We start from the raw sequence: 14,424 nt of genomic DNA, 5'->3' as shown, positions 1-14,424 counted from the left end.
TTTACAAAACTATGACCCAATCCAGCCGTTTCATTGCTTGCCTGTTGCTTCTGTGCTTTATTCCATCCATTAGTTTTGCTCAGCCTGCTCCAGCCCTTACCTGGTGGAAACCATCAGACAGTACCTTCCCCGTAATTGACGGCCAGGCATGGTCAACGGAAATGGGTGATACCATCCAGCGGTTACCACCCCGTGCCAGGACAATAGTGCGCAAAGCCGTCTGGGATCTGTCGCGCCAAAGCGCGGGCCTTTCCATCCGGTTTGTGAGCAATGCTCCCCAACTTGTTGTCCGCTATAAAGTCACTGGTAATGTAGCCATGCCGCATATGCCGGCTACCGGGGTCAGTGGGGTAGATTTGTACGGGATAGACAGTGATGGCACGTGGCATCTGGCAGCCGGAAAATACAGTTTTAAAGATACTACCCAGTATACTTTTGCGCAGTTACGTCCCAATGATAATTACCATAAATTGGGCCGGGAGTATCGGCTGTACCTGCCCCTGTATACCAGTATCCGGGATCTGGAAATTGGCGTACCGGAAGGGAGTCGTTTTAGCGTACTACCGCAGCGCGCCGAAAAACCGATCGTCGTCTATGGTACGTCTATAGCCCAGGGAGCCTGCGCATCGCGGCCGGGTATGGCGTGGACCAATATGCTGGCGCGTAAACTCGACCGTACCGTCATAAACCTGGGATTCTCGGGCAATGGCCGGTTGGAGAAAGAAGTGATTGATCTGATCAATGAAATCGACGCTAAATTGTTTGTGCTGGACTGCCTGCCGAATTTAATCCAGCCGATTGTGGACCGCCAGGAACTGCAAAAGCGCATCACCGAATCCGTCAAAGCCATCCGGGCCAAACACCCCCATACGCCTATCCTGCTCACCGACCACGACGGTTACACGGAAGGCTACCTGATGCCCCACCGCCAGCCCCTGTTTGAACAGGCCAACCAGGATCTGGCCGAAGCGTATAAGCGGCTCACCGCCGACAACGTAACGGGTGTTTACCGGCTGCCCATTTCGGAGATCGGTATGGACCTGGACTGTATGGTCGACGGTACGCACCCGAACGACCTGGGCATGATGCGCTACGCCGAGGCCTACGAGACGAAGATCCGGGAGATACTGCAACAATCGGCTGGCGCCTTAAAGACCCAGATACCAACCCGCCAGAACCGCGAACCCGGCAGCTACAACTGGGAAGAAAGGCATAACGACATCCTGAAGCTGAACCTGACGGAGCCAACGCGCATTATGTTCTTGGGAAACTCCATTACCCATAATTGGGGCGGTAAACCAGTTAATAGTAATCGTATCGCCGGGGCAGATTCCTGGCAAAAATACCTGGCTCCGTTTCAGGTTCGTAATTTTGGATTTGGCTGGGATCGAATCGAAAATGTACTCTGGCGGGTGTACCATGACGAGTTGGACGGTATTTCGCCCGAACAGGTCCTCATCAACATCGGCACCAACAACCTCCACCTGAACACCGACGAGGAAATAGTCCAGGGCTTGAAACATCTGGTACAAGCCATCCGGCTTCGGCAGCCCAAAGCCAGGTTAACACTGTTAGGCATTTACCCCCGTCGGGAGCAGGAAGCGCGGGTAAGCGGTTTGAATTCAGGTATTCAGGCGCTAGCCCGGTCAGAGGATATTGGCTACCAGGATGTTGGCAAACTGCTTTTGTTGGCGAATGGAAAAATCAACGAAAAGTTCTTTTCCGATGGGCTTCATCCGAATGCAGCCGGTTACGAGGTGCTGGGGAAAGAACTGGTATCTCTTTTAAAACAAAAATAGCGCTATACCCATTTGCGTTTACTGGCCTTTTTGGTTTTGGCGATCTCTTCGTCCAGTATTGTCGCTTCAATAATGTAAGGTTTCAGCACTTCCGGATCAATGTCCTGAAGGGTCAGAAAGTCTCGGGTGTAGATCTGCTTGCGGTTGCCTTTGTCGAGGTAGCCCACTTCATCAGTTAGTTGGTAACCCCGGATAAAGCCCAGCCGCACGCCTGTTGTCTTCATGCCACCCCACGGCACCGAGCCCGGCCAAAGAAAACAAATCCGGCCGTAGCGGGAATAGATCGGCACGTTGTACGATAACTTTTCCTGACAGTTGGGGATGCAGTTGAAAATAATCTTCCGAAGCACCTCCACTATCTTCTGCTCGTCGGCCGGCAAAAATTCGAGCAGATCATCCAGGGTCTGGAAGTCGACAGGCTGGAATTTATTCATTGGGTCAAGTGCTGATTATTCAGCAATGTAAAGGTTTTCGACTTACAGACCATCTTCAACTGAGCGAACCTCCTATCGGATGAGTGTAATTAATTGAACCGTTTCTCAAACCAGTTTTACATATTACTGATGCTTGAGCACGCGCTGACGGTGCAGCACCCCGTTGGCTGTTTCCAACTCATGAATTTTAAGTTTTGCTCATTCGGCAAACCTGTAAACTGTTATTGTTTTGAAAACAGATGTGCATCAGACTCATGTTTAGCATCAGACACTTCCATGTGCCGGATGAATTCACCGAACAGGCGTGCCCGAAGTTGAGAGAATGTTACATAGCCGATTCCACCTGCCTCGCGGTAAAGTTGGTCGAAAATAGTATCGCTGCCTACCCCTGGCTCTAGTAAGAGGGGCCGTAGTCGTGCATTAAGTGGAGGTGCCTGAAAAAAGACGAGAACGTCACGAGCACTTCCAAGATGATAACGTTGCGGGGGCCGCACGACACGATGTATCGTCGCCTTAATGAAGTTACCCATCAGTAATCGGAGTACTTCCCCAAGATTCACCACCAGTGTGCCGCGTATAGCCGGAATTTTAACAAATTCATCACCAATCAGGGCCTCAAGACTAATAAAACCATTTTCGCACGGGGTTTGATACAGGAGTGTAATAACATCCATATCAAAATGAGCCGCCATGCGATCCGTACCGTTACCAGGCACATCTGCACATGCATTGAGAGGCACATCCGGATATTGGAAGAATCTAAGCTCTCCGCAACTTTTTTCAATAAGCATCTCGCTTAATACACTCCTGCTCTCAGGGGAAAGATTCAGTGCTTCCCCCATAGCCTCCAGCAGGTCGAGGGAGGTGCGATGTATACGTTCATAGTAGTTAACCCACGCGTCCCTAAAACCAGCGTCGGGAAAGATATTTGGAGAGTAAGCGTTTGAGGCTATATCCTCCTCAGATGTAATTCGTTCACGCACTTCTTCGGGCGACAATTCCGGCCCCATCGTATACTTCATACACAGGTCTTTTCCCTGACCGGTACCGAAGAATCTGGCAGTGCTCTCCAATCTATAACCAGTATAGCCCCGTACCTGCTCATGCCGGTCGAAAGCCTGCTTATAATCCTCTGGATGACCAAAGAATCCACGGGTGGCGTTAGATATAGCCTCAATTTCTTTGTCGGTAATGCCGTAATTTTTCACGTAAAAGAATCCAGATTTCGTAACGGCTTCCCGCAAGGCATCCAGGGCTCTTTGCCTTTCACCGGCTCCTTCAGCACCACGCAAGATGGAGAGGTCGATGACTGGAACACCAGGAGGGGCATCTGTCTCCGCGTACCAGTTCAGCTGGCTGTGTTGCCGGGCGCTGAAATCCCAGTTTTCGTGTTCTTTCTTTAGCTCAGTTTGCATAAAGTATCAATTGGGTAGTGTGACATTAGCTGGGACAATCCGTTTATAATTTGATTATACTACCTTTCTTAGTATAAAATATCTACTAAGCAGGGCCAACCATTAAATCCTTTGCTCCGTAATCCAATACGCTGGACTCGCCAACGAGTTCGATTTTGAAGATAAGCCAGCCGATACCAGGCAGCGGGTCCTGATATTCGCCATCACAAAAACCTTGTCCCAATGCAAAGTCCTGATGGTAAGGAATGACCAGATCCTTGCCCGATGCAGCGCGACAAAGCATCAGGTAAGCAAATTCTTTTAAAAGATATTCGACACATTCGCGTACTGCAGTCGGTGTGATGGTGTCTTCACTGAGTTTCGCACTAAGCACTGAATAACCCTTGTCGAGTACCGCTTTCTGAAACTGTTCATTGGTATTAAAGAGCCGACAAACATCGGCATAAGCATCCCAATAGCCTGGCAGTGATTCAATGTCACGCTCCCAGTCGAGAATCCGTAGCTTGGCTAATGGATTCTCAATTTGGGCGCGTTCCATTGCCCGTAAACAACGATTCCTGATATTCTGGCCTTCCGTCCTTACCTTAGTCGCGACTTTTTCCTCACCGTATCCGAGCGCCCTGTAGGTATGCGCAGAAATTGGACCCGGAACCACAATTGCAACCTCCCCAAAGAGTTGAGCCATGCCACAAACGGCTATTTCGATCCGCTTTCGTGTAAAGAAGGCATTTCCAGGACTTATACCGAAGAGCACAAGAGGTTGTTGGCTCAATAGGTCAAGACCTGTTCGCAAGGCTCGTGAATGGCTTAACGGAAGTATACTAAATCTACCTTCCAGTCCTTCAGAACCATAGTGATCGTAGTAAAAATAGTCTGCACTTGGTAGGGTTAGATCAGGAATATTAAAATAGGCAGGTTCTACGTCTGAATTATGGAAAGAATCCGGACGGATCGGCTTAAATGAAGCAGAAACTTGACCCATGGTACACTTATTGTTTCTGTAGATAATAGATGAAGAATATTTGGCAAGTGTACCGTTAATTGTCAAGAACGAGGTGGAGTATTGTTTTAAAAAGGTGGAGAGTTGTTTCAAAAACGTGGAGTATTTTTTCACCAAGGCAAAATTCTGCTTACGGCTGGCTCAATTGGCGGAAACTACCGCGCGAAACGCCAAATTCTTCCGTAAATACCCGGCTCAGGTAGCGGGGATCGGCAAAGCCTGGTACCACAAGCAGTTCTTCTCGCAGGAACAGTTTTCCAGGTAATAATTTGCAACGCGCCATAAGCCCGCAAGGTGGTCTCTCACAACTACCCGAGCCGTCAGCAAGACACTTGAGATATGTAAAAAAACTACTTTAGACAGAACAGGACATTACAGAACAGAGGAGGCCGTCCTGACCTAGCAGGACGGCCTCCTCTGCTTTAAAAACGTATCCGGGCATCAGCGGTGCTTGAGTACCCGCTGACGATGCAATACACCCTCAGCGGTCTCTACCTGCAGCAAATACATCCCTGCAGATAAACCACTTACCGAAGTCTTCAACTGGCCCATACCCTCTACAGGCTCCACCGTCCATTGCCCCTGCCGAAGACCCTTCAGATCAATTAGACTCACCTTAACCGGTTGATGTATGCCCCGAATGTCTACCTGCAAGACCTCTACCATTGGGTTCGGATACAACAGTACCTCCACTTGCTCTGCCGTAAATACCCCCTGCCGGGTGTTGCTGCTGCCAAACGCGCAACTGGCATCCAGCAGCGTTTCTGCACTACCTATCAAATTACCGTTCAGTGTCACCGTCAGCCGGATCACATACCCCTGTAAACCGTTCAGATTGCCCTTCGTTCCCTTAATAGCTATACTGGGTTCTCCCGCCACCGGCACAAACTCAACCTTTCCAATGGCTGTACCACCCGTTTCTATCGATTTATAATTGGTCGACTTAGGCGCTTTGTACGACCAGCTATAATCATAAGACCCTGGGGCAGCCACCACCGTCATGGTTATTGGCAGACTTATCTCTTCCCTGGCTGGCGGACTTGTCTTCACGCACAGGCTCGCAGGCCCTACAACCGAATTTGCACCCGTAGCAACAATGCTGACCGAAGCGGTGCCGGAACAACCCCCACCATTGGTAGCGGTCACCGAGTAAACAGTCGTGCCCGTTTGCGGAGTAACGGTGATGGTACTGCCGTTGGCTCCCGTACTCCACGCATAGGTGGCTCCACCAGTAGCCGTCAGAGTCACCGACTGCCCTGCACTGACGGCTGTTGCCGAAGCGCTAATGCTTGCCACAGGCGGGGTTTTATTTTCATCTACCAGAGCACTGGTGGTGGCCGTGCAGCCATTGGCTGCCGTTACCGTCACCGAGTACACCCCAGCTGCACTGACGGTCCGCACCGCACTGGTGGAGTTGTTCTCCCACCGGTAGCTCACTCCACCCGAGGCTGTCAGGCTTACCACCCCACTGGTGCAAGTCAAGGTCGCCGAGCTGGGACTGATCAGCGCCACCGGCACGCTGTTGTCCCCTGTGATGCTCACACTAGTGGTGGCCGTGCAGCCATTGGCCGAAGTGACCGTCACCGAGTATACCCCCGCACTGCTAATGGTCCGCACCGCGCTAGTGCTATTGTCCTCCCAGCGGTAACTCAATCCACCCGAGGCTGTCAGGCTCACTACCCCACTGGCACAAGCCAGCGTGGCCGAACTGGGACTGATCACGGCCACCGGCACACTGTTGTCTCCACTGATAGTCACACTGGTGGTGGCCGTGCAGCCATTGGCCGAAGTGACCGTCACCGAGTAGATAGCCGCCACACTCACTGGCAGCACTGCCGTGGTGGCTCCCGTACTCCAGCGGTAGCTTACCCCGCCTGATGCCGTTAAACTCACACTCGGATTGGCGCAAGTCAGCGTGGCAGAACTGGGACTGATCACGGCCACCGGCACACTGTTGTCTCCTGTGATGCTCACACTGGTTGTGGCCGTGCAGCCGTTGGCCGCTGTCACCGTCACCGAGTACCCCCCCGCACTGCTCACTACCCGAAAGGCACTGGTGGAGTTGTCTTCCCAGCGGTAGCTGATGCCCCCACTGGCCGTCAGGCTTACTGACCCACTGGCACAGGTCAGCGTGGCGGAGCTGGGATTGATCACCGCCACCGGCAGTGCGTTACCCGTCACCGTTACACTGGCCGTGGCCGTGCAATTGCTGGTCTGATCACTCACCACCAGCGTGAATACTTTTGGACCAGTCGTTGTGATGGTAGCCGTAACCAGGTTGGTACTGAGGCTACTCAGGCTTGCCCCCGCCGGAGCAGTCCAGCTATAACTCAGGTTGCTGCCTCCGGTAACCGTCGCAGATAAACTCACGGTCTGACCTACACACACACTGGTGGCTGAGGCTGTAGCTGACACGACTAGATTGCCTGCTACTCCTTGATACTCGACAGCACCAACATCCACCCGGCCACCCACGATGCGGGCATTGCCGGCCAGATCGGTCTGGGGCAGGGCCGTCACACTGTAAGGACCGCTCAGGGCCGTAGCACTATTGGGATCACCGGCATTGATGGCGGGAGTGCAACCATTGAGCTGTACCGTGCTGCCGCCGACAAAAGGTGAACTGCTGCTGGTGACGTTGTTGGTGCCGGTATAGCCGCTGACCGCAGGCTCAAACAGAGAGTAATTAGCCGTTAGCGTAGCGCTTATATTTGACAATGTGTTGCTGCCGCCATTGTTCCAGAACAGGCAGTTGGTCAGCACCGGATTCGAGTTAAAATTGAAGAGTGCCCCCCCACCGCTGGCTGAATTACCGCTAAAGCTACAGTTCACCAGGTTTGGATTAGAGCCATCACCATTGTATATACCTCCTCCGCTATCAGGCGTTGAGTTGGTGCTGAAACTGGAATTGACAATGCTCGGACTGGAGTTGCTGTTATACATAGCCCCACCGCCAAAAGCAGCCGTATTAGCCGAGAAGGTACAGTTGACCAGTCTGGGAGAAGCGCCCAGATTAGCTATCCCCCCCCCCAGGGTAGCCGCGTTGTTGGCCACAAAGCTGCAGTTACTCACCGTCGGACTGGAACCGGGTTCGTTAAGCATACCTCCACCCCGACTATCCGAATTGCCGCCGGTGATGACAAACCCGTCCAGCATAGCGGTGCTATTCAGGTTCGAGCCAAACTGGTTATGTATCACATGGTACGTGTTGTCGGTACTGTTGCCTACGGCACCAATGTCCCCGCTGAGGGTAGACGAGGAAGGCGTGGTCAGGTTGATCGGCGGTCGCTGGCTGCGGGCGGTTTCGGTGCCCGCAAAGCCGCCGTAAATGGCCACATTGTTCTTCATCTGGAAGCTAATGCTGCGGTTGGTCGTACCTGTCGGCTTGTAGGTACCAGCCGCTACCCATACTTCACCACCGCTCGTATTGGTGGCTACGGCATTGATCATGGCTTGCAAATCCCCGGAGGCATTGGCCCAACTGGTACCGTCGCCCGTGCCGCTAGCTGAAGGCTTGACATACCGAACAAAGAGGCAATCGCCCGCAGCACCACTTACTACTGCACTGGCCGTGGCGGTACAGCCGGCATTAGCCACCGTCACCGAATAGGTACCGGCCAGGCTTACACTGATAACCGGGGTAGTGGCTCCCGTGCTCCACTGGTACGTGCTGCCACCGCTGGCCGTCAGACTCACACTCGGACTGTCACACGAGAGCGTAGCCGAATTGGGATTGATGCTGGCCACAGGTTGCGCGTTGCCCGTCACGGTCGCACTGGCCGTGGCCGTACAACTGCTGGCCTGGTCGGTCACTACCACGGTAAATACCTTGGGACCAGCCGTTGATAGGGTAGCGCTGGTGGGGTTGGTGCTGAGACTACTCAGGTCTGCTCCTGCCGGTGTACTCCAGCTATAACTCAGGTTGCTGCCTCCGGTGACCGTCGCCGACAAACTCACGGCCTGACCTAAACAGACACTGTTGGCCGAAACCGTGACCGAAACCGCCACATTACCGGCTACACCTTGATACTCGAAAGCGCCTATATCCACCCGGTCGCCCACGATGCGGACATTGCCGGCCAGATCCGTTGGGGGCAGAGCCGTCACACTGTAAGGACCGCTCAGGGCCGTAGCACTGGCGGGATCACCGGCATTGATGGCGGAAGAACAACCATTAAGCTGTACATTACTACTGCCGACAAAAGGAGAACTGCTGTTGGTGAGGTTGTTAGAGCCAGTATAGCCATTGACCCCAGTTTCAAAAAGGGAGTAACTGGCAACTATCGAACCACTTGTTACATTCAGGAAGGTGTTGTTCCCACCATTGCCCCAAACCACACTATTGGCCAAAGTAGGATTAGATGAATCATTAAACATTCCCCTACCCAAACCAGACGTTGTTGAATTGGCGCTAAAGCTACAGTTGACCAGTCGCGGACTGGATGATAAATTACCGACTCCACCGCCAAAAGTAGCCGAGTTGGCGATGAAACTACAGTTGGCCAGAACGGGATTAGAGGCCGATTCATTATATATGCCTCCGCCAGAACCAGAGGTCGCCGTATTGGAGGTAAAACTACAGTTTGTCAGCGTCGGACTAGAACCAGTGTTAAACAGACCACCGCCCCCAAAAGCAGCGGTATTGGCGCTGAAGCTACAGTTAACCAATGCGGGATTGGACAAATCCAGATTGGCCATACCCCCACCCGCAGTGGCAGCGCCATTGGCCGTAAATAAGCAGTTACTTACACTGGGACTGGCAATTTCATTGAGCATGCCACCGCCCCCAGCATCCGAATTGCCCCTCGTGATGACAAATCCATCCAGAATGGCAGTACTGTTCAGATTGGTGTTGAATCGGTTATAAATTACATGGAAGCTGTTGTCCGTGATCACGCCTGCGGTACCAATATCTCCGCTGAGGGTGGACGAGGAAGGCGTGGTAAGACTGACCAGAGGTCGCTCGCTACGGTTTGTTTCCGTACCCACAAAGCCCCCATAAATACCCACATTATTGCGCATGTTAAAGCTGATGGTGCGGTCGGTGGTGGCTGTAGGCTTGTAGGTACCCCCGGCTACCCATACTTCACCACCTGCGGTATTGCCGGCAAGGGCATTAACCATGGCCTGCAGATCGGCAGACGCGTTGGCCCAACTGGTGCCGTCGCCCGTGCCACTGGCTGTAGGCTTAACATACCGCACGAGAAAACAGGACACCGAAGGACTCACGGTTACACTGGCCGTGGCCGTGCAGCCATTAGCCGCCGTCACCGTTACCGAGTAAACGCCGGCACTGCTAACAGTCCGCACCGGGTTGGTGGAGTTATCTTCCCAGCGGTAACTCACTCCGCCACTGGCCGTCAGACTAACCGAAGGACTGGCGCAGGTGAGGGTGACTGAACTGGGGCTGATCATCGCCGTTGGGGCCGTTCGATTAACGCCCACTGTCCGGCTGGCCGTAGCGATACACCCACTGGCATTGGTCACTGTCACGGAGTAGATGGTCGTCGTAAGTGGGGACACACTAATGACCGCAGTCGTTTGCCCGGTACTCCATTGGTACGTACTGCCCCCACTGGCGGTCAGACTCACACTCGGGCTGGCGCAGGTCACCGTCGCCGAACTAGGACTGATGGTAGCAGTGGCCGCTGAATTATCGATACTGATGGTCACACTGGTTGTGGCCGTGCAGCCGTTGGCCGCCGTCACCGTCACCGAGTACACACCCGCACTGCTCACCCCCCGCACCGGGTTGGTGGAATTGTTCTCCCAACGGTAGGTACCGCCCCCACTGGCCGTCAGGCTCACCGCCCCACTGGCACAGGTCAATGTATAAGCGGTGGGGCTGATCAACGCCGTAGGTGCTGTAAAATTGGACTCCACCATCCGACTGGCCGTAGCGAAACAGCTACTCCCATTGCTCACCGTGACCGAATACGTACCCGCCAGGCTCACACTGATAACCGGCGTAGTAGCCCCTGTGCTCCACAGGTACGTGCTGCCTCCGCTGGCCGTCAGACTCACACTCGGATTGGCACAGGTGAGGGTGGCTGAACTGGGACTGATGGCAGCAACCGGTTGCGCACTGCCTGTTATCGTTACACTGGCGGTGGCCGTACAATTGCTGGTCTGATCAGTTACTACCAGCGTGAACACTTTCGGACCGGTCGTTGCTATAGTAGCGCTGGTGGGGTTGGTACTGAGGCTACCCAGGTTGGCACCCGCCGGAGCCGTCCAGCTATAACTCAGGCTGCTGCCGCCGGTAACCGTCGCCGACAAACTCACGGCCTGACCCACACACACGCTGCTGGCTGAGGTCGCAGCTGATACGGTCAGGTTACCCGCCCCCCCCTGGTACTCCACGGCTCCAATATCTACCCGACCACCCACAATGCGGGCATTACCAGCCAGATCAGTTTGAGGCAGGTTCGTTGCACTATAGGGCCCACTGGCTGCTGTAGCACTACTGGGATCGCCGGCATTGATGGCGGAAGAACAACCATTGAGCTGTACCGTGCTGCCGTTAATAAACGGTAAATTACTGCTGGTGACATTGTTAGTGCCGGTGTAGCCCGTCACCGCAGGTTCAAACAGGCTGTAATTAGCTGTTAGCGTACCACTTATGTTTGACAAGGTGTTGCTGCCTCCATTGTTCCAGAACAGGCAGTTGGTCAGCACCGGATTGGAATTTAAATTAGAGAAAGCTCCCCCACTACTGGCTGTATTGGCGCTAAAGCTGCAATTGACCAGGCTTGGGTTAGAGCCGGCATCGTTATTGATGGCTCCTCCAGAACCACCCGAGGATAAATTAGCGCTGAAACTGGAATTGACAATGCTCGGGCTGGAGTTGCTATTATATATAGCTCCACCGCCAAACGAAGCCGTATTAGCCGAAAAGCTACAACTGACCAGCCTTGGAGAAGCGTCCAGATTGGCTATACCTCCCCCCAGCGTAGCTGCGTTGTTGGCTATAAAGAGGCAATTACTCACTGTCGGACTGGAACCGGGTTCGTTAAGCATACCTCCACCCCGACTATCCGAATTACCGCCGGTGATGACAAAGCCATCCAGCATAGCACTGCTGTTCAGGTTCAGACCTGATTGGTGATAAATGACATGATAGCTGTTGTCGGCACTGTTGCCTATTGTCCCAATGTCCCCGCTCAGGGTTGAGGAGGAAGGTGTGGTCAGGTTGACCGATGGCCGCTGGCTGCGGGCGGTTTCGGTGCCCACAAAGCCGCCGTAGATGGCCACATTGTTCTTCATCTGGAAGCTAACGCTTCGGTTGGTCGTGCTCGTGGGCTTGTATGTACCAGCCGCCACCCACACCTCAGCCCCCTCAGGTGCATAGAGGGTGTTAATGGTTCCTTGCAGATCACCGGAGGCATTGGCCCAGCTGCTGCCATCGCCGGTACCGCTGGCGGTGGGTTTAACGTACCGCACAATGGTCGTACAACTGCCTTTGGCACTCTGGTATTCATAAGCCCCTATATCCACCCGTCCCCCCACGATACGGGGATTGTTTACCAAATCCGTTTGAGGCAGGGTGGTGGCATTGAACGGCCCATTCACGGCTGTTGTACTGGCGGGATTACCGGCATTGATCGCGGATGAGCAGGTATTGAGTCGCAGATCTTCGCTGCCGGCAAACGGCAGAACGCTGCTGATCAGGTTATTGGAACCGCTATACATTGTATTGGCCGCCGGATCGAACAGGGTGTAATTGGCGGTTACCGACGCACTACTGTTAAAAATAGGGTTACTGCCGTTTCCCCAGACGACACAGTTGTCGAGGACAGGAGCAGCCCCCGGCAAATTATACAGTGCCCCGCCATTAGCCGTAGCCACGTTGGCACCAATACTACAGTTGACCAGACCTGGGCTGGCTGATGTACGATTAAACAGTGCCCCACCATTCGTGGCCGAATTGACTACAAACTCACCGTTGACCAGGCTGGGATTGCTTTGATAATTATACATACCGCCACCCTCAGCAGCCGTATTGTTACTGAAACGACAGCTGATCAGTTTCGCGTTGGCATTGCTTAGATTATACATGCCCCCTCCCCCGGCTGAAGCTGAATTCAGGAAGAAATAACAGCGGGTAAGTGTCGGGCTGGATGAGAGATTATTCATCCCGCCCCCATCTGTAGCCGTATTAGAGAGAAATGTGCAACCGGTCACATTAGGATTGGACACGCTATTGCTCATTCCTCCGCCATTCGTAGCCTTATTGGAATTAAACCCGCAGTTGTCGAGATTCGGATTGGACTCAATATTGGCCATTCCTCCACCACTGGTTGCCGTATTGGAGGAAAAGTTACTGTTGGTCACCGATGGGCTGGAATTATTCGCATTGCTCATGCCTCCCCCACTCACTGCCGTATTGGACGTAAACCCACAGGCGGACACCGTTGGACTGGAGCCGGAATTAAACATACCCCCACCCGACGAACTAGCCGTATTGGTATTAAAATTACTGGTTTGTATCGAGGGAGATGAACCGGCATTTGCCATACCACCCCCATTGGTTGCCGTATTGGACGTAAACGTACAGCCCTGCAAACCCGGATTGGCCCCATTATTATGGATACCTCCGCCACTCGACGTAGCGGTGTTGGACGTAAACGTACAGCCGCGCACATCCGGACTGGCAGATGCGGTATTATACATACCTCCACCAGTCCCCGCTATGTTACCAGAAAACGTGCTGTTAAATACGTTTGGGGTGCCGCCATTATTATGCATACCCCCGCCATTGGTTGCTGTATTGGCCGTAAAACTCGCGCCGGTCAGCGATGGGTTGGAACTGGAGTTGAACAGCCCCCCGCCATCCGCAGCTGTATTGGCGCTAAAACTGCAGTTTGTCAGCGATACCTGATTAGCGGGAGAGCCATAATACATGCCCCCACCGGATTGCTGGGCGGTATTACCGGTAAAACTACAGTTGGTCAAGAAACCACCTACCCCTGAACTATAAATTCCACCCCCATTGGTTGCCGTATTGGACGTAAAACTACAATTAGTCATACTGGGGCTCATGGAGAAGCCGGTATTATAAATGCCTGCCCCATTGGTAGCCGTATTACCGGTGAACAGACAATTGAACAGAACCGCCTGACTGTCAAAGTTGTACATACCACCTCCGCTATTATCCGGAGACGCAGCGCCATTGGCATTACCACCAGTAATGACAAAGCCATCGAGTATAGCCGTATTATTCAGCCCATTGAACTGAGGATGGTAAAAGACATGGTAGCTGTTGTCGGCTTTGTTGCCCACTCCCCCAATGTCCCCGCTGAGCGTAGAGGAAGAAGGGGTTGTCAGGTTTATAGCAGGCCGGTCACTCCGCAGGTTTTCATTGCCTGCAAAGCCGCCGTAGATGGCCACATTATTCTTCAACTGAAAGCTGATGCTGCGGTTGGTTGTGGTAGTAGGCTTGTATGTACCGGCCGCCACCCATACCTCACCGCTCGCCAAGGAGTTAATGGCACCCTGCAGGTCTGATGTCGCCGTGGCCCAACTGGTGGCGCTGGCCGGATTGGCGTTCGTTCCGTTGGGCGTCACGTACCGGACCTGGGCCGATGCCGCTACGGAAATACTAAGAAGCAGGACCAGCAGACAGGCCCTATTGATGACAGATTGATTGTGGCAAAAGCCGCTAATTCGTTTAAGATTAATCGTAGTAGATGGTAGAATCATAGCACACGCTTTATGTCTGTTGAGAACACACTAAACCGGAGAGGCAATTCTACCTGAACTCTCGGAGAACGATG

General features: G+C 53.3%; 6 protein-coding genes. 1 reads left to right on the top strand and 5 read right to left on the bottom strand.

Translation table 11 applies throughout. From position 1 onward, the window contains the following. Positions 1-11: 11 nt before the first annotated feature. Positions 12-1,799 (top strand): SGNH/GDSL hydrolase family protein, encoded by a 1,788-nt coding sequence (locus ABD949_RS20645; RefSeq protein ID WP_345246538.1) that lies wholly within the window; start codon positions 12-14, stop codon positions 1,797-1,799. Between the two features lie 2 nt (positions 1,800-1,801). Here ABD949_RS20645 and ABD949_RS20640 read toward each other — a convergent pair whose 3' ends face one another. The 5 genes from ABD949_RS20640 to ABD949_RS20620 all read right to left on the bottom strand — a co-directional run bounded on the left by ABD949_RS20640 (position 1,802) and on the right by ABD949_RS20620 (position 14,350). Continuing rightward, a complete protein-coding gene (locus ABD949_RS20640; protein ID WP_345246536.1) occupies positions 1,802-2,233 on the bottom strand; it encodes a DUF1801 domain-containing protein in 432 nt (143 codons plus the stop codon). Between the two features lie 221 nt (positions 2,234-2,454). Then, positions 2,455-3,648, bottom strand: coding sequence for a 2-oxoglutarate and iron-dependent oxygenase domain-containing protein (locus ABD949_RS20635; protein WP_345246534.1), 1,194 nt, complete (start codon positions 3,646-3,648; stop codon positions 2,455-2,457). A gap of 85 nt (positions 3,649-3,733) precedes the next feature. After that, positions 3,734-4,741: a tRNA-dependent cyclodipeptide synthase gene (locus ABD949_RS20630; protein WP_345246532.1), complete on the bottom strand. Its 1,008-nt coding sequence runs from the start codon at positions 4,739-4,741 to the stop codon at positions 3,734-3,736. Between the two features lie 37 nt (positions 4,742-4,778). Further along, complete coding sequence (locus ABD949_RS20625; RefSeq protein WP_345246530.1) at positions 4,779-4,931, bottom strand: helix-turn-helix transcriptional regulator; 153 nt, start codon at positions 4,929-4,931, stop codon at positions 4,779-4,781. Between the two features lie 158 nt (positions 4,932-5,089). Continuing rightward, the gene (locus ABD949_RS20620; RefSeq protein ID WP_345246528.1) at positions 5,090-14,350 is read right to left on the bottom strand and encodes a choice-of-anchor Q domain-containing protein; all 9,261 of its coding nucleotides are present in this window, start codon (positions 14,348-14,350) and stop codon (positions 5,090-5,092) included. Positions 14,351-14,424: the final 74 nt, after the last annotated feature.

Origin of the sequence: Nibrella saemangeumensis (genome assembly GCF_039541915.1) — a bacterium.
In the GTDB taxonomy this organism is placed as follows: Bacteria; Bacteroidota; Bacteroidia; order Cytophagales; family Spirosomataceae; genus Nibrella; species Nibrella saemangeumensis.
Note: the sequence above shows the minus strand (reverse complement) of the source record. Positions and strands in the feature narration are given on the sequence as shown.

Coding starts and splice junctions, on each gene's coding strand:
- ABD949_RS20645 (WP_345246538.1), top strand. CDS start 12: ATGACCCAATCCAGCCGTTTCATTGCTTGCCTGTTGCTTCTGTGCTTT.
- ABD949_RS20640 (WP_345246536.1), bottom strand. CDS start 2,233: ATGAATAAATTCCAGCCTGTCGACTTCCAGACCCTGGATGATCTGCTC.
- ABD949_RS20635 (WP_345246534.1), bottom strand. CDS start 3,648: ATGCAAACTGAGCTAAAGAAAGAACACGAAAACTGGGATTTCAGCGCC.
- ABD949_RS20625 (WP_345246530.1), bottom strand. CDS start 4,931: ATGGCGCGTTGCAAATTATTACCTGGAAAACTGTTCCTGCGAGAAGAA.
- ABD949_RS20620 (WP_345246528.1), bottom strand. CDS start 14,350: ATGATTCTACCATCTACTACGATTAATCTTAAACGAATTAGCGGCTTT.